23 protein-coding genes, 1 tRNA gene and 1 pseudogene are annotated in these 19,727 nt (G+C 71.3%); 20 read left to right on the top strand and 5 right to left on the bottom strand.

Annotated features, from left to right (window positions below):
- Positions 1 to 91 precede the first annotated feature (91 nt).
- Both G567_RS37010 and G567_RS26520 read left to right on the top strand, forming a co-directional pair.
- Complete coding sequence (locus tag G567_RS37010; protein WP_373865875.1) at positions 92 to 433, top strand: helix-turn-helix domain-containing protein; 342 nt, start codon at positions 92 to 94, stop codon at positions 431 to 433.
- Entirely contained in the window at positions 319 to 828 is a 510-nt protein-coding gene (locus tag G567_RS26520; protein ID WP_051232165.1) for a zinc ribbon domain-containing protein, read from the top strand. Before G567_RS37010 ends, G567_RS26520 begins: the two co-directional genes overlap by 115 nt.
- Before the next feature lie 32 nt (positions 829 to 860).
- On the opposite strand, the gene mftG is transcribed toward G567_RS26520, so the two are convergent.
- The gene (mftG, locus tag G567_RS0103035; protein ID WP_028928800.1) at positions 861 to 2,345 is read right to left on the bottom strand and encodes a mycofactocin dehydrogenase MftG; all 1,485 of its coding nucleotides are present in this window, start codon (positions 2,343 to 2,345) and stop codon (positions 861 to 863) included.
- Between the two features lie 18 nt (positions 2,346 to 2,363).
- On the opposite strand from mftG, the gene G567_RS0103030 reads away from it, so the two are divergent.
- The 7 genes and pseudogenes from G567_RS0103030 to G567_RS0102990 all read left to right on the top strand — a co-directional run bounded on the left by G567_RS0103030 (position 2,364) and on the right by G567_RS0102990 (position 9,352).
- Positions 2,364 to 3,617 carry a M18 family aminopeptidase gene (locus G567_RS0103030; RefSeq protein ID WP_028928799.1) on the top strand — a complete coding sequence of 418 codons (1,254 nt, stop codon included), beginning with the start codon at positions 2,364 to 2,366 and terminating at the stop codon, positions 3,615 to 3,617.
- A 107-nt stretch (positions 3,618 to 3,724) separates the two neighbouring features.
- On the top strand, positions 3,725 to 3,949 hold the full coding sequence (locus G567_RS0103025; protein WP_028928798.1) for a maleylpyruvate isomerase N-terminal domain-containing protein: 225 nt from the start codon (positions 3,725 to 3,727) through the stop codon (positions 3,947 to 3,949).
- A gap of 92 nt (positions 3,950 to 4,041) precedes the next feature.
- A pseudogene (locus G567_RS26515) lies at positions 4,042 to 4,862 on the top strand (globin domain-containing protein); the annotation flags it as partial.
- A gap of 755 nt (positions 4,863 to 5,617) precedes the next feature.
- Complete coding sequence (locus G567_RS0103010) at positions 5,618 to 6,490, top strand: intradiol ring-cleavage dioxygenase (protein ID WP_028928796.1); 873 nt, start codon at positions 5,618 to 5,620, stop codon at positions 6,488 to 6,490.
- 347 nt (positions 6,491 to 6,837) lie between these two features.
- Positions 6,838 to 7,116, top strand: coding sequence for a FitA-like ribbon-helix-helix domain-containing protein (locus tag G567_RS26510; protein WP_037055588.1), 279 nt, complete (start codon positions 6,838 to 6,840; stop codon positions 7,114 to 7,116).
- Entirely contained in the window at positions 7,113 to 7,520 is a 408-nt protein-coding gene (locus G567_RS0103000) for a type II toxin-antitoxin system VapC family toxin (RefSeq protein WP_028928795.1), read from the top strand. Before G567_RS26510 ends, G567_RS0103000 begins: the two co-directional genes overlap by 4 nt.
- Before the next feature lie 551 nt (positions 7,521 to 8,071).
- Entirely contained in the window at positions 8,072 to 9,352 is a 1,281-nt protein-coding gene (locus tag G567_RS0102990; protein WP_084795792.1) for a benzoate/H(+) symporter BenE family transporter, read from the top strand.
- Positions 9,353 to 9,384: 32 nt separating this feature from the next.
- Here the strand turns inward: G567_RS0102990 and G567_RS0102985 are convergent, their stop codons facing one another.
- Together G567_RS0102985 and G567_RS0102980 are read right to left on the bottom strand one after the other, a co-directional pair.
- Positions 9,385 to 10,047: a GOLPH3/VPS74 family protein gene (locus G567_RS0102985; RefSeq protein WP_051232163.1), complete on the bottom strand. Its 663-nt coding sequence runs from the start codon at positions 10,045 to 10,047 to the stop codon at positions 9,385 to 9,387.
- A gap of 164 nt (positions 10,048 to 10,211) precedes the next feature.
- Positions 10,212 to 10,296 (bottom strand) — tRNA-Ser (locus tag G567_RS0102980).
- Between the two features lie 188 nt (positions 10,297 to 10,484).
- Here G567_RS0102980 and ypfJ point away from each other — a divergent pair.
- Complete coding sequence (ypfJ, locus tag G567_RS0102975) at positions 10,485 to 11,426, top strand: KPN_02809 family neutral zinc metallopeptidase (RefSeq protein ID WP_028928792.1); 942 nt, start codon at positions 10,485 to 10,487, stop codon at positions 11,424 to 11,426.
- A 39-nt stretch (positions 11,427 to 11,465) separates the two neighbouring features.
- On the opposite strand, the gene G567_RS0102970 is transcribed toward ypfJ, so the two are convergent.
- Positions 11,466 to 12,110 (bottom strand): GNAT family N-acetyltransferase, encoded by a 645-nt coding sequence (locus G567_RS0102970; protein WP_028928791.1) that lies wholly within the window; start codon positions 12,108 to 12,110, stop codon positions 11,466 to 11,468.
- A 48-nt stretch (positions 12,111 to 12,158) separates the two neighbouring features.
- Between G567_RS0102970 and G567_RS0102965 the strand changes: the two genes are divergently transcribed.
- The 5 genes from G567_RS0102965 to glfT1 all read left to right on the top strand — a co-directional run bounded on the left by G567_RS0102965 (position 12,159) and on the right by glfT1 (position 16,427).
- Complete coding sequence (locus G567_RS0102965; RefSeq protein ID WP_028928790.1) at positions 12,159 to 13,154, top strand: NAD(P)H-quinone oxidoreductase; 996 nt, start codon at positions 12,159 to 12,161, stop codon at positions 13,152 to 13,154.
- Between the two features lie 56 nt (positions 13,155 to 13,210).
- Positions 13,211 to 13,774, top strand: a complete 564-nt coding sequence (locus G567_RS0102960; RefSeq protein WP_028928789.1) for a bacterial proteasome activator family protein — start codon at positions 13,211 to 13,213, stop codon at positions 13,772 to 13,774.
- A 78-nt stretch (positions 13,775 to 13,852) separates the two neighbouring features.
- Complete coding sequence (wzm, locus tag G567_RS0102955) at positions 13,853 to 14,725, top strand: galactan export ABC transporter permease subunit Wzm/RfbD (protein ID WP_373865876.1); 873 nt, start codon at positions 13,853 to 13,855, stop codon at positions 14,723 to 14,725.
- 5 nt (positions 14,726 to 14,730) lie between these two features.
- Positions 14,731 to 15,519: a galactan export ABC transporter ATP-binding subunit Wzt/RfbE gene (gene wzt, locus G567_RS0102950; protein WP_028928787.1), complete on the top strand. Its 789-nt coding sequence runs from the start codon at positions 14,731 to 14,733 to the stop codon at positions 15,517 to 15,519.
- Positions 15,516 to 16,427 carry a galactofuranosyltransferase GlfT1 gene (glfT1, locus tag G567_RS0102945; protein ID WP_147200890.1) on the top strand — a complete coding sequence of 304 codons (912 nt, stop codon included), beginning with the start codon at positions 15,516 to 15,518 and terminating at the stop codon, positions 16,425 to 16,427. Before wzt ends, glfT1 begins: the two co-directional genes overlap by 4 nt.
- A 2-nt stretch (positions 16,428 to 16,429) precedes the next feature.
- Here the strand turns inward: glfT1 and G567_RS0102940 are convergent, their stop codons facing one another.
- A complete protein-coding gene (locus G567_RS0102940; protein WP_051232243.1) occupies positions 16,430 to 16,831 on the bottom strand; it encodes a GtrA family protein in 402 nt (133 codons plus the stop codon).
- A 315-nt stretch (positions 16,832 to 17,146) separates the two neighbouring features.
- On the opposite strand from G567_RS0102940, the gene G567_RS31715 reads away from it, so the two are divergent.
- The 5 genes from G567_RS31715 (at position 17,147) to G567_RS35895 (ending at position 19,675) form a co-directional block, all read left to right on the top strand.
- Positions 17,147 to 17,761 carry a hypothetical protein gene (locus G567_RS31715; protein WP_051232160.1) on the top strand — a complete coding sequence of 205 codons (615 nt, stop codon included), beginning with the start codon at positions 17,147 to 17,149 and terminating at the stop codon, positions 17,759 to 17,761.
- Entirely contained in the window at positions 17,758 to 18,078 is a 321-nt protein-coding gene (locus G567_RS0102930; RefSeq protein ID WP_028928784.1) for a transcriptional regulator, read from the top strand. The genes G567_RS31715 and G567_RS0102930 overlap by 4 nt, the downstream gene beginning before the upstream one ends.
- A complete protein-coding gene (locus tag G567_RS0102925) occupies positions 18,068 to 18,940 on the top strand; it encodes an ABC transporter ATP-binding protein (protein WP_028928783.1) in 873 nt (290 codons plus the stop codon). The genes G567_RS0102930 and G567_RS0102925 overlap by 11 nt, the downstream gene beginning before the upstream one ends.
- Positions 18,937 to 19,260, top strand: coding sequence for a hypothetical protein (locus G567_RS35900; protein WP_245585516.1), 324 nt, complete (start codon positions 18,937 to 18,939; stop codon positions 19,258 to 19,260). Before G567_RS0102925 ends, G567_RS35900 begins: the two co-directional genes overlap by 4 nt.
- A 79-nt stretch (positions 19,261 to 19,339) precedes the next feature.
- On the top strand, positions 19,340 to 19,675 hold the full coding sequence (locus G567_RS35895) for an ABC transporter permease (protein ID WP_245585515.1): 336 nt from the start codon (positions 19,340 to 19,342) through the stop codon (positions 19,673 to 19,675).
- The last annotated feature ends 52 nt before the right edge of the window (positions 19,676 to 19,727 follow it).

Below are 19,727 nucleotides of genomic sequence, written 5' to 3'. Positions count from 1 at the left end.
GTTGCGCCGGGAGACCGCTCGCTTCGGCGGGCGGAGGAACGGCGCTGCCTCCCTTCGCGAAACTGTCGGTGGGGCGTGAAACGGTGACACGGTGAGATTCCGCCTGTACCCGACCTCCGAGCAGGAGGCCGGCCTGCTCGCGCACTGCATGCACGCCCGGTACGTGCTCGACGGAACTGGCGGGGCGGCACCCAGGGCCGCCCGACCTGGCGGCGCAAGGGCCGGCACGAGGGCTTCCGCATCGTCGGGCCGCAGGCCCGCCGGGTCGCGCAGCTGGGCCGCCGCTGGTCGCGGGTGTGGGTGCCTAAGGTGGGCTGGGTGCGGCTGCGCCGCACCCGCGCGGCCATCGCCCGGCTGCGCGCCCGGGAGGCCGACCGGCGCCGCGACTGGATCGAGCAGACCTCCACCGCGCTGGCCCGCCGCTACGACCTGATCCGGGTGGAGGACCTGCGGATCACCGTCATGACCCACTCCGCGCGGGGCACCGCCGAGACCCCGGGCCGCAGCGTGCGGGCCAAGGCCGGGCTCAACCGGTCCATCCTGGCCGCCGGATGGGGCGGCCTGGTCCGGCGGCTGGCCGACAAGGCCCCCGACCGGGTCGAGAAGATCAACCTCGCGTTCACCAGCCAGCGCTGCTCGGTCTGCGGGCATGTCGCGGCGGAGAGTCGCCAGCGCCAAGCTCTCTTCGCCTGCGGACACGCGAGCCACGCCGACCGGAACGCGGCGCGGAACATCGCGGCCGGACGGGCCGTGACCGCGCGGGGAGGCACCCGGTTGCGGGCGCCGGCGAATCGCGAACCTCAATCCGTGACCTCCCCGGTCGCGTAGTGGAATCCCCGGCCTTCGGGCGGGGGAGGACGTCAAGCTCCCCAACCTAGTGCGGCGGCGCGCTCGCCCAGCGCGATCGCGGTGGCCGCGGGGCCGCGGCGGGGCACCACCGACAGCACGGAGGTGTCGACCACGCGCAGCGCGTCGATCCCGTGCACCCGCAGCCGCCCGTCGACGACCGCCTCGGGATCACCGGCCGGTCCCATGGCCGCGCTGCCGCACAGATGCGCCGAGGTCGTGAGCCGCTCGCGCAGCCAGCCGTCGAGCCGGTGATCGACGCCGAGCACCCAGCCGTCGAGCCCGTCGCGCTCGCCGAGCCCGGCGCGCAGCAGCCCGGCCGCGATGCGCACGGCATGCCGCAGCCGGCGACGGTCGGCCTCATCGCGCAGGTAGCGCTGCCGGATCCGCAGCCGGGCGGCCGGATCGGGCGAAGTCACGGTGAGCACGCCGCGGCTGCGCGGCGCCTGCAGCGCGCACATCAGGTGCAGCGGCCCGCCGTCGACGAAGGGTCGGGTGAACAGCAGGATCTCCAGGTCGCCGGCGGGGTCGGCCCCCGAGTCCAGATGCAGCGCCGCCTGCGCCGTGACGGCGTGCGGATGCGGCGCAGCGGCCGCCCGCGGGCGGAAACCGACGAAGACGGCGGGATGGTCCGACCAGTTGCGGCCGACCCCCGGCCGGTCGTGGCGGACCTCGATCCCGGCGGCGCGCAGGTCGTCGGCGGGGCCGATACCGGACAGCAGCAGCAGGTGCGGGGTGTTCACCGCCCCGGCCGCGAGCACGACCTCCCCGGCCTCGACGACCCTGCGCTGCGTCTCGACGCCGACGGCGCGGTCGTCGTCGAGCAGCACCCGGACGACCGGGGTGTCGCCGCGCACGCATAGGTTCGGCCGATCGAGCACCGGCAGCAGGTATCCGATCGCGGCGCTGACCCGCAGGCCATCAACGGCGTTGGACGGCACCGGCCCGGCCCCCGGCGACCCGCCGGCGTTCTTGTCCGGTTCGGCCGGGAAACCGAGCCGCGCGGCGGCCTCGAGGAACGGGTCGGTCGTCGGGCTGCGCAGAGCGTCCGCGGGGCGGCGCACCGGGATCGGACCGCGGTCGCCGTGACCGGGCCCGGTGCGGTCCAGATCGCGCTCGGACCGGACGTAGGCGGGCAGCAGATCGGCGAACGTCCAGCCGGGAATCCCCCAGCCGTCGGCGTCGGTGGGGGTCGCACGGATGAAGTACCCGCCGTTGATCGCGCCCGACCCACCCAGGATCCGGCCGCGGGCCACCACATCGGCCCGACCCGGGACCAGCTCGACCGGATACGCCCAGTTCAGCGCGTGTGCTGCGGCCGTCGCGGCGAGCGAGGTGACATCGCGGGCCGCCGATGGAAAGTCCGCAACGCGGCGCGGCGCCGGTCCGGCCTCCAGCAGCAGCACCCGGCGTCCGGGATCCTCCGACAGCCGCGCCGCCAGCACGCAACCCGCGGAACCACCACCCACGATGACCACGTCGAAGCGCTGCCCGGGCACAGGGGGAGGATGCCTCATATGGCTGACCTCGCACTGGATCTCGCGGAGTTCATCACAGCGAGCCCGACCCCGTATCACGCGGTCGCGGAGACCGTACGCCGGTTGACCGCTGCCGGGTTCGCCGAACAGCCCGAGACGGGCGAATGGAACACCGGTGTGGGCGGGCGCTACCAGGTTCGCGACGGCACCGTGCTCGCCTGGTGGCAGCGCGGCGGGCCGGCGCCGCTGCGGATCTTCGCCGCCCACACCGACTCGCCGACGCTCAAGGTCAAGCCGCTGCCGGATACCGGGGCAGGCGGCTGGCGGCAGATCGCCGTGGAGGTCTACGGCGGGGCGCTGTGGAACTCCTGGCTCGACCGCGACCTCGGTCTGGCCGGGCGGCTCGTCCGCTACGACGGATCGACGCTGCTGGTGAACGTCGCCCGGCCGCTGCTGCGGGTGCCGCAGCTGGCGATCCACCTCGACCGATCCGTGAACAACGAGGGGCTGCGGCTGGACGCGCAGCAGCACCTGCTGCCGATCTGGGGTCTCGGCGCCGCCGCGGACGGCGACCTGCTCGGCTTCCTGGCCGGCGAGGTGGACGTCGACCCCGACGAGATCGCCGCGCACGACCTCGTCGTCCACGACCTCACCCCGCCCGCGCGGCTCGGCGGGGAGAAGGAGCTGCTGGCCGCGCCGCGGCTGGACAACCTCGCGTCCGCGCACGCCGGGATCACCGCGCTGCTCGACGCGGCCGCGCGCGAGCCCTCGGTGGTGCCGGTGTTCGTCGGGTTCGACCACGAGGAGATCGGCAGTGGCACCGCGACCGGGGCGGCGGGCCCGCTGCTGGAGACGGTGCTCACCCGGCTGGCCGGGGGCTTCGACGCCCGGGCTCGGCTGTTCGCGACGTCGCGCTGCCTGTCCGTCGACGTCACGCACGCCGCGCATCCCAACTACCTCGGCCACCACGATCCGACGCACCGCTCGCTGCCCAACCGGGGTCCGGCGATGAAGGTCAACGCCAACCAGCGCTACGCCACCGACGCTCCGGGCGCCGCAGCGTGGCAGCGGGCGTGCCGCGCCGCCGGAGTGCCGACCCAGTACTTCGTCGGCAAGAACACCGTGCCGTGCGGGACGACCGTCGGCCCGATCGTCGCGACCCGGCTGGGCATCCGGACCGTCGACGTCGGTATTCCGGTGCTGTCGATGCATTCGGCCCGCGAGCTGTGTGGGGTGGCCGATCCGGCGCACCTCGCCGCCGCGGCGGCGGAGTTCCTGACCGATCCGTCCTGAGCCCTCGCCGGTTCCCGCTCCGGGACGCACCCGGCTCACGGCCGGGCAGGGAGCCGCGGCCCGGCCTGGACCGATGAGTCGCGACCCCCGCGCCGGTCCTTCCTGGCATGACAGCACCCGTAGACCTCGAACCCGCCGCCGCCCGCCTCGCCCGGCTGCTCGACGGCATCCCGGACGACCGGCTCACCGCGCCCACGCCCTGCGCCCGGACCACCGTCGGCGACCTGCTCAACCACCTGCTGGGGCTTGCCGAGGCGTTCCGCGGCGCCGCGGAGAAGGCCCCCGACCCCGGGCCGCCGCCTCCCGTCCCGGGCCCCTCGCCCCCGGGATGAGGTGCAGATCCAGGAGTTGGTAAAGGCCCCGACCGGCCCGTTGCTGCTCGCCATCGGCTGGCAACGGCCTTGACCTCATACGAAAGAACACTGTGCTGTCGGAGTCCTCCGCCGGCGTGGTGCGCGCGACGCTGCCCGCGGTGCGCGCCCACGCCGTGAAGATCACTTCTGAGTTCTACCCGTCCATGTTCGCCGCCCACCCCGAACTGCTGGATCTGTTCAACCAGGGGAACAAGCCAACGGCAAGCAGCGCCAGGCACTGGCCGGTGCGGTGGTGATGTTCACCGAGCACCTCTTGGGGGACCGTAAGGCGCCGTTCGCCCCGATCGCCAAGCACATCGCGCACAAGCACGTGTCGCTCGGGATCACCGCCGAGCAGTACACGATCGTCGGCCGGCACCTGCTCGGCGCGGTCCGCGAGGTGCTGGGGCAGGCGGTCACCGACGAGGCGCACGCGGCGTGGGACGAGGTGTACTGGCTGCTCGCCTGCCAGTTGATCGCCGCGGAGGCCCGGCTGTACCAGCAGGGTGACATTGACCCGGCCCAGCCGTGGCGGCCATGGCGAGTCGCCAAGCGCATCGACGACGCCGACGACGCGGCAACGTTCACCCTCGTGCCCGACGATGACGGCCCGGTGCCGGACTTTCGCCCGGGGCAGTACGTCTCGGTCATGGTGACCCTGCCCGACGGTCGCCGACAGCCGCGCCAGTACTCGCTGTCCCAGGGGCCCGGTCGTGGATCGCTGCGGATCACCGTCCGGCGGGTGCGCGGCGAGAACGGCGCTCCCGACGGGGAGGTCTCCGACCGTCTGCATGAGCACGTGCACACCGACGACGTGCTGCTCCTCGGTCCGCCAGCCGGCGACCTCACCCTGGATTCGGGTGATGTCCCGGTGGTCCTGGTGAGCGGGGGATGCCAACCGATCGCATCCACACCGAGGTCTTCGGGCCCGGAATGCTCGACACCGCGCCGGTGCCCGCGCAGCAGGACGGGTCGACTCGTCACTGTGCGGCGCCGGGTTCGGCGGCGCATCCAGCAGCGGCAGCACCGTCTTCCACCCGGGTGTGGTCGGCGGTGGTGCCGTGGACCAGGATCAACGCCGGGCCCTGCCCGCTGCGCCAGTAGGCGATCGGGGTGCCGTCCCGCGAGATCACCTTCGCCAGGATCGGCTCGTGGCGGTCTTCGTGGTCATCGCGTCCTCCTTGCCTGAGGTCGAACGCCTTATTCGCGCGGCGGCTCGCGTCCCATCGCGAACAGCGCCACCAGTGACCGCTGGGAGGGAGCGCGGGACTCGCAGTCCCTCCGGCTCTCGACGCGCACGGCGTCGTGGCCAAGCGATCTCGGCTCGTCGGCTCTGGTCTACGAAGACGACGATTCCGGCACTCTGGCACGTCCGAGACCATGGCCGTAGATGGCGCTGGACAGGTCGTCGACCACGCGACAGGGTGGACGGGGCCGCGACGAGATCCGGAGGCGGGATGCGGAGCTTCGCGCCCTGGCCGACGAGCCGGCCGTGCCGTGCGGATTGCGCGAGCTCGGCTTGCGAGAGGACCAACTCGACACCGTCGCAGCGCTCACCGAGCCTTCCGTGCCGGAGGACAACTCCGTTTCCGTCGGAGACGGGTCGCTTCGGCGGCTGGGTGGGAGCCGCCTGGACGGGGAGGACATGTGAACCAGCAGGACGGGCGCGAGCAGGCGGTGACCGACAGTGTCGTCGCGAGCTTCACTGAGACGAAGGACGACCGGCTGCGCGAGGTGATACAGAGCCTCACCCGGCATCTACACGCGTTCGCGCGGGAGGTCCGGCTCACGCAGGCCGAGTGGGAGGCAGGCATCCGGTTCCTCACCCGCGTCGGGCACATCACCGACGATCGCCGCCAGGAGTTCATCTTGCTCTCCGACGTTCTCGGGTTGTCGATGCTCACCGTCGGCATCAACGCGCCGGCCACCGAGGGAGCGACCGAGTCGACGGTGTTCGGGCCGTTCTTCGTCGCCGACGCACCGGAGATCCCGCTCGGCAGCGACATCGCGCAGGGTGCCAAGGGCAGGCCGTGCTGGGTGTCCGGCACCGTGCGATCGACATCCGGCGAGCCGATCCCCGATGCGCGGATCGACGTCTGGGAGGCCGACGAGGACGGCTTCTACGATGTGCAGTACGAGGGCAACCGGACAGCGGGGCGCGGTTGGCTGCGCGCCGGGCCGGGTGGCGAGTACCGCTTCTGGTCGGTCCGCCCGGCACCCTACCCGATTCCGGACGACGGCCCGGTCGGTGACCTGCTCACGGCCACCGGCCGCAGTCCGATGCGCCCGGCGCACCTGCACTTCAAGGTCACCGCACCCGGTTACTGGCCGCTGGTGACGCACATCTTCCGGGCCGGTGACCCGTACCTGGGCCGCGACGCCGTCTTCGGGGTCAAGGATGAGCTGGTGGTCGACTTCGCGGAGCACTCGCCGGGTACGGCCCCGGACGGGCGTTCGCTCGATGATCCGTGGACCAGCATCAAGTTCGATCTCGTGCTCGCGCCGCTGACGAATCGATGACCGACCATCGTCCGGTTGCAGTGGTCTGACGTGGATCTCGACGCTCGACGCATGGTCGTCCGACGGTCGTGCTCCGACTGCTGCAGCCTCGACGCCGAACTCGCTGCGGCGGTCTCCTACCGCCGAAGTCAGCCGACCGTGCGAACTGCCCGGTCGAAGGGCTGAGTCGGCACGCCTGGGCCCTGGCCGGGCTCTGCCTTCGGGCCGAACGGGTGCGGGATCTGGTCGTGTTGCGTGCCGAGTGGCTATCCGCAGCCCGGTGGGCCGAGATGGCACCCGCGGCATGCTGACCGCGACCGACCCGGCGTGAACTTGAATAGGCAGCAGAATGAATTCATTATGTATGCATGTCGACAGTAATCACGATTCGCGACGTTCCCGATGACGTGAAGGACGTCCTGGCGCGGGAAGCCCGCAGCGCAGGGCAATCACTGCAGGCGTTCCTGCTGGGAGTCCTCAAACAGCAGGCCGCGTTCGGCCGCAACCGGCAGATCATCGCGGAGATCGAGCGTGACCTCGCGCGCGGGGGCGGGGTGGGGGACGATGCACCGGACGCCGCCGACGTCCTTCGCGCCGAGCGCGCCGAGGGGACGGCCGCACCGGGCCGCGCCGGCGGGACGGTGTGATCGTCGTCGACGCATCCGCACTGGCCAACATGCTCGTCTACGACGGGGAACGTGGACGTGCCGCCCGCACCGTGCTCACCCGGGACCCGGCATGGGCGGCTCCCGAACACTGGAAGGCCGAGCTCTTCTCGGTCCTGCGCGGGCTGAGCCTTGCCGGAAAACTCTCCCTCGACCGCGCGGAGTGGGCCGTTGCACGGATACCGCGCCTGGGTGTCGAGCACGTACCGCTCGACGGGCTTCTCCCGCGAATGTGGCAGCTTCGCGACAACATCAGCAGCTATGACGCGGCGTACGTGGCTCTCGCGGAGCAACGTGCACTCACCCTCGTGACATCCGACACCCGACTGGCGCGCACCGCGACCGGTGTCTGCTGCGTCGAGCTGGTCGGCGTCACCGCCCCTTGAACTCTGGGGCACGTTTCTCGAGGAGACCTGCATCGCCCCGATGAGGTCCTCGCTGGGCAGGAATGCGGAGTTCGATGCCGCCGCGCACGGCAGGCCGACGGCGAGCTCACGGGCCAGTTCGCGCGCCGTCCACACCACCCGCCGGTCTGCCCGAAGGCGGTCTCCCTCGGCCTCGTCTGCGTTCTGCCCGCTGCCGCCGCGGCTCATCTGTTCCGGCTCGCACGGAGAGAGGCGCGGTCTGAGAACGGATGCCGCTGGCCGTTGCTCGTCGGCCTTGACGACCGTGGCCGGGGCCGGGAGAGCCAAGGACATCGGCGTGCTCGACAACACCGCACTGCTACGCCTCGTCGAGCAGCTGTCGGGACGTCTGACGGGCTGAGGATCTCCGATGGCAGCCCCTGGTGGTGCACCCACCAGGGGCACGACGACGACGTTGCCGAGCCGACGAGAGGGCTGGGCGGAACACCCCGAAGGTGCGACGGTGCCCCTCCGCGGGAACGCCGTCAGCTCTGCGCGGGAGAGCGTGAGGCGCTGAGCGAACAGGGGTGACCATGGAATCCGAGCACACCGAGCCGAACGCCGCTCCTGGCAAGGGGACCACACCTCGTCTGATCGAGCGTCCCGCTCAACCTCCCCCCGGCCTGCATCGCCTGGCCAAGGACTTCGGCGCGAGCTACGCCGCCAACGGGCTGATCGGGCTGATCTTCGCTGCCACCGGGCCGGTGGCGGTGATCCTCGCGGTCGGCACCCAAGGCGGGTTGTCCCAGGAGCAGCTCGCGTCCTGGATCTTCGGCGTCTTCGTCCTCAACGGCTTCCTCACCGTGCTCGCCTGCTGGCTGTACCGCCAGCCGCTGGCATTCTTCTGGACGATCCCCGGGACCGTGCTCGTCGGTCCCGCATTGACCCACCTGAGCTGGCCTCAGGTCATCGGGGCGTTCTTCGCCACCGGGCTGCTGATCCTCGTCCTGGGGCTGAGCGGATGGGTCCGCAAGGCGATGGCTGCCATCCCGATGCCGATCGTGATGGGGATGGTCGCGGGGGTGTTCCTGCGCTTCGGCACCGAACTGGTGCTCGCGCTGGGTCGGGACGTACTCATCGCCGCGCCGATGGTGCTGCTGTTCCTGCTGCTCAGCGCGTGGGCCTCGCTTGGTCGCTGGCTGCCGCCGATCATCGGCGCGCTGCTGGTGGGAGTCGTCGCCGTGGCGCTGTCCGGGCGCTTCAACCCCGGGCCCACGGCGACGGGGTGGATCGCCGCACCGGTCTTCCAGGCGCCGCAGTGGTCGCTGCAGGCGATGGTCGAGCTGGTCGTCCCGCTGACGATCACGGTTCTGGTGGTGCAGAACGGTCAGGGGGTGGCGGTGCTGAGGGCCGCCGGGCACGCCGCGCCGGTCAACGTGACCACCATCGCCTGCGGTGTGTGGTCGCTGCTCGCCGCGGTGGTCGGGGCGGTGTCGACCTGCCTGACCGGGCCGACGAACGCCCTGCTGACGGCCTCGGGGGAGCGGGCGCGCCACTACACCGCCGGCATCGTCTGCGGGCTGCTGGCGATCCTGTTCGGACTGTTCGCGCCGCTGTTCACCCAGCTGATGCTGGCCACCCCGCCGGCGTTCATCGCCGCGCTCGGAGGGCTGGCGATGCTGCGGGTGCTGCAGTCCTCCTTCGTGACCGCGTTCAGCAGCCGGTTCACCCTGGGGGCACTGGTCACGTTCGTGGTGACCGTGGCCGACATCAAGTTCTTGAACATCGGTGCGGCGTTCTGGGGATTGATCGCCGGCCTCATCGTCTCCTGGCTGCTGGAGCGCCCCGACTTCACCGAGCCCGCCACCGGGTGACACCGATCAGGCCAGGCCGTCCCGTGAGTGGATCACCAGCTCGTGGACTCCACTGCCCACCCCGGCGAAGGCACGATCCCCAGGGCGGCGTCGAGGGCGACGACGGCCTGCCGGACCGCCGCGCCGACCCACTGCCCCTCCGCGATCTCCTGCATCCGGTGCCTGACCGCGCGCCGGTCCGCCCGGGGAAAGAGGTGCCGCTCCAGCCCGACGGCCAAGGCCAGCGAGGCCACGGCCGCGGTCTCACGCGAGGCCGGATGGCCCAGGACCACGGCGTCGTGCAGGTGGCCCACCAGCTCGTGCTCGATCCGGCCGTCGACCTCGGGCGTGCAGTGCCCCGTGGGGATGAGGCCCAGCATCCTGTGGTCGTCGTGCCGGAGCACCCCGGCCGCGACCAGACGGTCCTCCACCGCCGCGCGGACTCCCTTGGCCAGGTGGCGGACCCAGTAGCCGCGGTCTCGCGCCTTGGCCTCACCGGCGATCTTGGACAGAGCGGCGTCCAGCAACAGGTCACCGGTGGCCGCGGGGTCGACGACGGTGACGTGGGAGTCGACCAGCGCCACGCGCTCGCGCAACGCCAGATCCAGTAGCAGCGCACCGCCGAGCCCGAGGTCCAGGCGAGCGGGACCGGTCAGCAACCTGCCGGTCTCATCGTCACAGGCCAGCAGGAAGAGGTCCTCGGCAAGGGTGACCACGTCCCTCAGCGTACGAGGCCTCCTGCGTCCGTGCTCCGCGCTGGCCACGAAGCGCACGGCCGGGCGCCTGACAGAGGACGGCCACAGCTATCGCGCGTGACGCGATGGTTACTGTCAACGGGACACAAATGATCAGCACGATCATTGATCTTGCTCCTTACCTGCGGAAGCGGAGGGATTCGAACCCCCGGACCCTCGCGGGTCTCTCGCTTTCAAGGCGAGTGCATTCGGCCGCTCTGCCACGCTTCCGTACCGCAGCCTAGCCGCCGGCGCCGCAGGCCCAGGGGTGCGCGGGTCGGCGGGTACCCGGGGCCCGTCCCTCCTGCCCACGGACTCACGGTGCCTCGTCCTCTCCCGGCGGGCCCCAGTCGCCCACGTACGGGTGATGTGGTGGGATTTCTGCTCGCTGGGCGCTGGCACGGTCGGGGGAGAAGCCGATGCGGTTCGACGAGAACGCTGATCTCGATACCTCGCATATCGACGACTTGCGAGGCTCGGGCGGCGGAGGTGGGGGGCTCGGGGGCCGAGTTGCGATCGGTGGCGGCGGGGTCGGGATCGTCGGGCTGATCCTCTTCTTCCTGTTGTCGCAGCTCGGCGGCCTGGGCGGAGGCGGCGGTGTCGCGCTACCCGGCGGCCTGTCGGGCCTCGGGAGCGGGCAGAGCGCCAACAACAGCGAGATCGCGGAGAGTTGTCGAACCGGCGCCGACGCCAACACAAAGCTCGACTGCGAGGTCATCGCCGTCACGAATTCTCTCGATGGCTACTGGTCCGACGCGTTCGCGCGGTCCGGACAGACCTACCGTCCGCCACGCACGAACTTCTTCAGGGGCGGGGTCAACACCGGCGGGTGCGGCAGCGCGACATCGGATGTCGGGCCGTTCTACTGCCCTGCGGATTCCGAGGTGTACATCGACCTGAGGTTCTTCCAGGAACTGGAGACTCGCTTCGGGGCCCAGGGTGGGCCGTTCGCCCGCGCCTACGTGATCGCCCACGAGTACGGCCACCACGTGCAGAACCTGCTCGGCATCAACCGGCGCGTGCGCGCGGGCGATTCCGGGCCCACGTCCGGTTCGGTGCGGCTGGAGCTGCAGGCCGACTGCTACGCCGGTGTCTGGGCCAACCACGCGACCAGCGTCCCGACCGCCGGCGGCCGGCCGTTGATCACTGATGTCACGCGGGACGACGTCAACGCCGCGCTCGACACCGCCGAGCGGATCGGGGATGACTTCATCCAGTCCAACCTCGGCGGGGGCCGCGTCGACGAGAGCCAGTTCACCCACGGCAGTTCCGCGCAGCGGGAGAAGTGGTACACGACCGGCTTCCGGACAGGCGACCCGGCGCGCTGCGACACGTTTTCCCGCGGAGTCAACCTGGGGTGAGTTTCCGCAGCTCAACCCCCCTGTGAGTGCGTAACAGCGTTAGAACACTGTTACGCACTCACAGGGGCCCTCGACCTGCAGCGTCCAGTCCGGCCGGACGAACCACTCGCGTTCCAGCAGGTATCGCACCTCCTCGGCGGGTCTGCCGCGGCGCGCGACCGTGAGCGTGCCGTCGCGGCGGTATCCGAGCCTCGCCGAAACCCGATGCGACGCGGCGTTGTCCGCGAACGCGGCGGAACGCGCGCGCAGCGCGCCGAGGTGGTCGAATGCGAAGGCCAGCACGGCGGCGCGCATCTCGGTGCCGATCCCCCGGCGCTGATGGCGCAGGCCGATCCAGGACCCGGTGCTGACCTCGCGGGTGATCGCGAAGTCGACCGCGCTCAGGCTCTGCACGCCGATAACGGCCCCGTCGAGACGCACCAGGAAATGCACCGACCAATTCGTCGGCGAGAGGGCCGAGCGCTGCTGCCAGAAGTGCTGGAGGATCCCGCGCCCGAGGTAGGGCGGGTCGGCGTCGGTCCACGGCACGAGGAACGGCATCTCCTCGGGCGGATGAACCCCGCGATAGGCCTCGGCGACGAGCTCGAGCAGGCCCTCGTCGTCGTCCGGACGCAGTTCGAGGCGCGGGGTGCGCAGCACGAGCAGGCGCAGCGGCCATGGCTCGGGATGGTCCACCGGGTCCATGACCACGGAGGGTGCCCCATACCGCGGGACGGCATAACGTCCTTGTCCATGTACGCGATCACTGTGCGCGAGCCCGGCGGCCCCGACGTCCTGCGGTGGACCGAGGTGCCGGACCCGCAGGCCGGGCCCGGCGAGGTCGTCATCGATGTGGCCGCCTCGGCGGTCAACCGGGCCGACCTGCTGCAGCGGCAGGGCAACTACCCGCCCCCGCCCGGCGCATCGGACATCATCGGGTTGGAGGGCTCCGGCACGGTCTCCGCGATCGGCGATGGCGTCATCGATCTGCGGATCGGGGACGAGGTGTGCGCGCTGCTGGCCGGGGGCGGCTACGCCGAGAAGGTGGCGGTGCCCGCGGCGCAGGTGCTGCCCGTGCCCGGCGGTGTCGACGTGGTGACCTCCGGCGGGCTGCCCGAGATCGCCTGCACGGTGTGGTCCAACGTCGTCGCCGCGGGACGGCTGAACGCCGGCGAGACGCTCCTCGTACAGGGCGGCAGCGGTGGCATCGGGACGCACGCCATCCAGGTGGGCAAGGCGCTCGGCGCCAGGGTCGCCGCGACGGCCGGCACCCCGGAACGGCTGCAGCGCTGCCGCGACCTCGGCGCCGATATCGCGATCGACTACCACGACGACGTCGCCGCGGAGCTCAAGAAGGCCACCGACGGCCACGGCGCCGACGTCATCCTCGACAACCTGGGCGCCAAGGGCCTGGCGAACAACATCGCCGCGCTCGCCAAGGACGGCCGTCTGATCATCATCGGGATGCAGGGCGGGGTACGCGCCGAGCTCAACATCGGTGCCCTGCTCGCCAAGCGGGCCAGCATCACCGCGATGGGTCTGCGCGGACGGCCGGTCGAGGGGCCCAACGGTAAGGGCCGGATCGTGTCCGGAGTCCGGGAGGAGATCTGGCCGTTCGTCGCCGACGGCCGGGTCACGCCGATCGTGCATGCCCGGGTCCCGATGGAGGACGCCGCCGAGGCACACCGGATGCTCGAAGAGGGCGGCGTGATCGGCAAGATCTTGCTGCTGGCACCGGCGGCCCGCTGATCTTCGACGCCGGGGGCCGCGGCGACAGATGCAGACGTCGGCGTCATCATGGAGACATGAGCCAGCCGGGAGACCAGAACACGGCAGAGAGCCCCGAGCAGCAGGTCATGGTGATCGGGCCGGACGGACGGCCCGTGGGGGTCGCCCACGTCCCGCAGTCGAGCGAGGACGAGAACGGCGAGGATCAGGGCGTCGGCTCGATGGTCGAGCAGCCCGCCAAGGTCATGCGCATCGGGACCATGATCAAACAATTGCTCGAGGAGGTCCGCGCCGCACCGCTCGACGAGGCGTCCCGGGCGCGGCTCCGCGAGATCCACGAGAACTCGATAAAGGAACTCGAGCAGGGCCTGGCCCCCGAACTGCGCGAGGAGCTGCACCGGCTGAGCCTGCCGTTCACCGACGAGGCCACGCCGTCCGACGCCGAGCTGCGCATCGCGCAGGCCCAGCTCGTCGGTTGGTTGGAGGGGTTGTTCCACGGCATCCAGACCGCGCTGTTCGCCCAGCAGATGGCGGCCCGAGCCCAGCTGGAGCAGATGCGCCGCGGCCTGCCGCCGGGCGCGGGCGGGAGTCCTCAGCAGATGCCGGAGGGCCTGGGCCGGGGCACCGGCCAGTACCTTTAGCCGCCTCGGGTGACGGGACGGCGGGCTCCGACCGGGCGTCGCCGTCCCGTCACCCGCCGGTACCCTCGGGCCGTGGCCGTGACCGTGACCGCCGACGACGAGCGCGCCGAGGGGGCGCGCCCGCTCGCCGACGACGTCCCGGGTCCCCGCAGCTGGCAGCGCGCCTTCGGCGACCTGCGCCAGGGCTGGCGGCAGCGTCCGCTGTGGGGCTACCTGGGCTGGCAGGACATCAAGCAGCGCTACCGCCGCTCGGTGCTCGGCCCGTTGTGGATCAGCATCAGCATGGCCGTCATCGCCACCGCGATGGGCATCCTCTACGGGGCGCTGTTCCAGGAGCAGATCGAGACGTTCCTGCCCTACGTCGCGGTCGGGCTGCTGATCTGGAACTTCATCAGCGGCTGCATCCTCGAGGGCAGCGAGGTTTTCATCGCCAACGAGGGCCTGATCCGGTTCCTGCCCGCGCCGCTGAGCCTGCACGTCTACCGGCTGGTGTGGCGGCAGACCCTGTTCTTCCTGCACAACCTGGTGGTCTGGGTGATCCTCATGATCATCTTTCCGCATCCGCTGGGTTGGACGACGCTGGTCGCGCTGCCCGCCTTCGCGGTGCTGGTCGCCAACGGCGGGTGGATCGCGATCCTGACCGGCATCATCGCGACCCGGTTCCGGGACATCCCGCCGATCATCGCGAGTGTGACCCAGCTGGTCTTCTTCATGACGCCGATCGTGTGGTCCTACGAGCGGCTGGTCTCGAACCCCGCCGTCGCGGAACGGGCCCGGCTCGCCGAGCTGAACCCGGCGCTGCACTTCGTCGAGATCATGCGCCAGCCGATGCTCGGCGACCCGATCGTCCTACGACACTGGTATGTCGTCGGCGTGATCACCATCGTCGGCTGGGCTGCCGCGTTGGTCTGCCTGCGCAACTACCGCGCGCGCGTCGCGTACTGGGTGTGAGGGGCGTGAGCACCGAGAACGGCAACGGCGCACCGCGGATCGACATCGTCGACGCCGGCGTCGACTTCCCGATCTTCGACGCCAAGTCGCGTTCGCTGAAGAAGGCCGTGCTCGGCAAGGCCGGCGGGCGCATCGGCACCGAGAGCAAGGTCCCGATCATCGAGGCGCTGCGCAGCATCAACGTGTCGCTGCGCAAGGGCGACCGGGTGGCGCTGGTCGGGCACAACGGTGCCGGCAAGTCCACCCTGCTGCGGCTGATGTCGGGCATCTACGAGCCGACCCGCGGACGTTCCTTCGTGCACGGCAAGGTCGCCCCGGTCTTCGACCTCGCCGTCGGGATGGACCCGGAGATCTCCGGGCTGGACAACATCCTGATCCGCGGGCTGTTCCTCGGGATGACGAAGAAACAGATGGAGGCGCGGATCGACGACATCGCGGAGTTCACCGAACTCGGCGACTACCTGTCGATGCCGCTGCGCACCTACTCCACGGGCATGCGGGTGCGGCTCGCGCTCGGCGTCGTCACCAGCATCGACCCGGAGATCCTGCTGCTCGACGAGGGCATCGGCGCCGTCGACGCCGAGTTCCTGGCCAAGGCCCGCGACCGGCTGTTCGAGCTGGTCGAGCGCTCCGGGATCCTCGTGTTCGCCTCGCATTCCGACGAGTTCCTCGCCGACCTGTGCGAGACCGCGATCTGGATGGACCACGGCACCATCCGCGAGCACGGGCCGCTGCGCGAGGTTCTGCACCACTACAAGGGCCACGACGTGCTCGCGGAGTTCGAGTCGCGGTGACCGGTCCGCTGCCACCCGGTTCCGTCGTCGCCGTCGTCGTCACCCGGCACCGCTGCGAGCAGCTGATCGACTCGCTGGCCGCTATGGCCAAGCAGACACATCCGATCGCCCATCTGATCGTGGTCGACAACGGGCCCGACCAGCCGGCCCGCGACGTCGTCGAGGCCTGCGGGCTGCCGGCGACGTGGCTGCCCTCCTGGCGCAACCTCGGCGGCGCGGGCGGGTTCGCCCTCGGCATCCTGCACGCGTTGGCGCTGGGCGCGGACTGGCTCTGGCTCGGTGACGACGACGGGTACCCGGCCGACGAGACGACGCTCGCCACCCTCGTCGAGCTCGCCTCCCGCAGGGGGCTGGCGGGGGTCTCGCCCGTCGTCGCGGACAAATCCGATCCGGACAAGCTGGCGTTCCCGCTGCGCCGCGGCCTGACCTGGCACAAGACGCGCTCGGCTCTGGAGGGCGTCGACGGCGAGCTGCTCCCCGGGATCGCGGCGCTGTTCAACGGGGCGCTGCTGCGGGCCTCGACGCTCGAGGTCATCGGCGTTCCGGACCTGCGGCTGTTCGTCCGGGGCGACGAGGTGGAGGTGCATCGCAGGCTCGTCCGCTCCGGGCTGCCGTTCGGCACCGCACTGCGGGCGGCCTACCTGCACCCGGCCGGCCTGAGCGAAGACAAGCCGATGCTCGGCGGCCGGTTGCACGCCCGCGACCCGGACGATCCGGTGAAGCGCTACTACACCTACCGCAACCGCGGTTACCTCCTCTCCCAGCCCGGCATGCGCCGGATCGGGCTGCTGGAGCTGCCCCGGTTCGCCTGGTACTTCCTGGTCACCAAGCGGCGTCCGGCCGAGTTCGCCGAATGGTTGCGGCTGGTGCGCCAGGGCCGCGGGGAGCGGTTCGACCGCCCGAGCTGAGGTCAGGCCGTCGCGGGCTTGGCGGCGCGGAACACCACGGTCCGCAGCATCACGAAGTTGATCGCGGTGGCACAGCCCTGGGCGATGACCCAGGCGATCGAGGTCCTGAACGCGATCTCGGGCAGCACGGCGAGCGCGACCGCGTTCATACCCACGTTGATGGCGAACGTCGTCCCGTAGAGCAGCAGGAACGCCGCGAACCGGCGCGTCCCGCCGTCCACCCCGGTGAAGGTGAAACGGCGGTTGAGCAGGTATGCGGTGGTGGTGCCGAGGATGAAGCTGACGGCCTTGGCCAGGTGCACGTAGGTGCCGAGGCTGAGCAGCAGGTGGTAGACGCCGAAGTCGACCAGCGCCGACACCGCCCCGACGGCGACGAACCGGCTGAGCTGGGCCAGCAGGCTCATGCCGGCCGGCTCGGAGCGCGTCGCGGTCACCGGGCCAGGGTATCGAGCGGCGGGCTGGTCCCCGGCCGTGACCCGCCGCCAGCTCGAACCCAACCCCCACCGCGCCCTCCTGTGATCGACTTTTGGGCGGGGGAGCCGCGAAATTCGCGGTTGCCCGTTCCCAGGTGCCGATCTTGTTGAGGGGGCGTGGGTGGCTGGGCGAGCGGGCAGGCCGGCGCCCGGCGGATTCAGTGGTTGGCGTCACGGCGGCGACACCTCGCACTCAAGTTTGTGTTACAAAGTAGCTGTCACTACAGAGCACTTTGGGGGACTGCGATGAACGACCCGCACCACACCGATGCCGAAGGCCCGCCGAGCGCCGCCGACGCGCTGGCCATCATCGAGCGCGAGCAGGCCCGCACGTCGTCGAAGGTGATGCCGAACATCGCGCTGTTCTACGCGCTGTGGGGCGCGATCTGGCTGGCCACCGGCGTCCTGTTCTTCCTCCTCGACCCGGCCACGGCGAGCTGGGCGACGGCCGCGGTCGTCGCCGTCGGCGTCGTGACCAGCGCCGTGCTGGGCGCCCGCCCCGGGCGTGGCGTCACCGGCGCATCCACCCGGCAGGGGCTGTTCTACGGCCTCGGCTGGGCGATCAGCCTGTCCGCGGTCGGCGTGTTCGTCGCCGGCATGGCGGCGCTCGGCGTGCCGGGCACGGCGATGGCGGTGCTCAGCCCGGCCCTGCTCGCGCTGGTCGTCGGCGCCCTCTACCTGCTGACCGGGGCGACGTGGAGCAGCATTCCCGACTTCGCCCTCGGTGCCTGGGTCATGGTGGTCGCGGTCGCGTCGGTCTTCGCCGGGCTGCCGGGCAACTCGCTGGTGCTGGGGCTCGGCGTCGGTGGTGGGCTGCTCGTCGTCGCGGGACTTCGGCTGACCAGGGGACGGCGCGCATGATCGGCCTGCCCGAGCTCGACCCGGTCATCCACGCCCAGGCGCGGCTGCGGGTCACCTCCAGCCTCGCGGCGCTGCCGGCCGGCGACAAGATCACCTTTCCGCGGCTCCAGCAGCTGCTCGAGATGACCGCGGGCAACCTCTCGACGCACCTGCGCAAGCTCGAGGACGCCGGCTACGTCGAGATCACCAAGAGCCACCAGCGGCGCACCCCGGTCACCTACGTCGAGCTGACCAAGATCGGGCGGCGAGCGTTCGAGGACTACACCGCCGCACTGCGCACGCTGCTCGAACCCCCCTCGAACGGAGGTGCTTCATGACGGAACTGCTCGCCGCGCCATCGGTGTCACCAGACGATACGGGGCGACGGTCGCGCTCGACGGCGTCGACCTGGACGTCCCCGCAGGCTCGCTGACCGGGCTGCTCGGTCTCAACGGCGCAGGCAAGTCGACACTGCTCAACCTGCTCGTCGGGCTGCGCAGGCCCGACGCCGGACAGGTGGAGCTGTTCGGCGGCTCGCCGCGCGACGCGGCCCGGCGTCGCGCCCTCGGCCTGACCCCGCAGGACACCGGGCTGCCCGCGGCCGAGGTGCTCGGCTTCGTCGCCCGGCATTACCGGGCACCGCTGCCCGCGGCCGAGGTGCTCGAACGCTTCGGGCTCACCGGGCTGGAGCGGCGCCAGACCGGGAGGCTGTCCGGCGGCCAGCGGCGGCGGCTCGCCGTCGCGTTCGTCGGCAAGCCTCGGCTCGTCGTGCTCGACGAGCCGACCACCGGCCTCGACGTCGAGGCGCGGCGCGCGCTGTGGGACGGGGTGCGTGCCTTCCACGCCGACGGCGGCACCGTGCTGCTGACCAGCCACTATCTGGAGGAGATCGAGCAGCTCGCGCAGCGCGTCGTCGTCATCGGGGCGGGCCGGATCCTCGCCGACGGCGATCTCGACCAGGTGCGCGGAGTCGTCGCGCTCACCATGGTCAGCCTGCGCACCCCCGAGCTGCCGCCGCTGGCCGGGATCGGCCGAGTCGTGCGCACCGGGGACCGCTACGAACTGCACACCTCCGACGCCGACCGGCTGGTCCACGACCTCGTCCACAGCGGGGTGCCGTTCAGCGACCTCCAGGTGCGGCCCGCGTCCCTGGAGGAGGCCTTCCTCTCCCTGACCACTCCCGAGGGGGCGAACCGATGAGTCTGACGCTGGTCCACTTCCGTTATCTGCTGCTGGAGAACCTGCGGGTGCCGATCGGGCTCGTCTCGGCCGCGGTGTTCCCGGCGCTGTCGCTGCTGTTCTTCGTGCTGCCCTTCGACTTCGGCGACGACCCGGTGGCGGCGACGACCGCCGTCGCACAGCTGACCGTGTTCGCGGTGCTGAGCAGCTTCCTGTTCACCTTCGGCGTCGGAGTCGCCGACGACCGGGAGAAGTCCTGGGATCCCTACCTGCGCACCCTGCCCGCACCCATCTGGCCGCGGAACCTCGGCGGCTGCTCACCGGATTCGCGTTCGCGGTGATCGCCGTCGTTCCGGTGACGGTGGTCGGGGCACTCTTCACCCCGCCTCGGTCGATCCGCAACAGCTGGTCGTCGGGCTGGTGGCGCTGCTGGTGGCCGGGCTGCCCTTCCTGTTCGGGGGTCTCGCGATCGGCTACGCGCTGCCGGTCAAGGCCGCGCTGCCGGTGACCCAGCTGGTGTTCTTCCCGATGGCGTTCGGCGGCGGGCTGTTCCTGCCACCGACGATCTTCCCGGACTGGCTCCAGACCGTCTCCGCGATCCTGCCCTCCCGTGGTGCCCGCGACCTCGTCGTCGGGGCCGTGACCGGCGCGCCGCCGGATGCCGTCGCGATGGTGGCGTTCGCGGTGTGGACGGTGGTCACCGCGGTGCTGGCCGGCTGGGCCTACCGGCGCGACGAGGGACGTCGCTTCGGCTGATCCGGGCGGTGTGGGCAGAGCTGCCCATTGAGCCGCGCCGCCTCCGCCCGGT

The sequence above is a fragment of the Pseudonocardia asaccharolytica DSM 44247 = NBRC 16224 genome (assembly GCF_000423625.1).
Taxonomy (GTDB): Bacteria; Actinomycetota; Actinomycetes; order Mycobacteriales; family Pseudonocardiaceae; genus Pseudonocardia; species Pseudonocardia asaccharolytica.
Note: the sequence above shows the minus strand (reverse complement) of the source record. Positions and strands in the feature narration are given on the sequence as shown.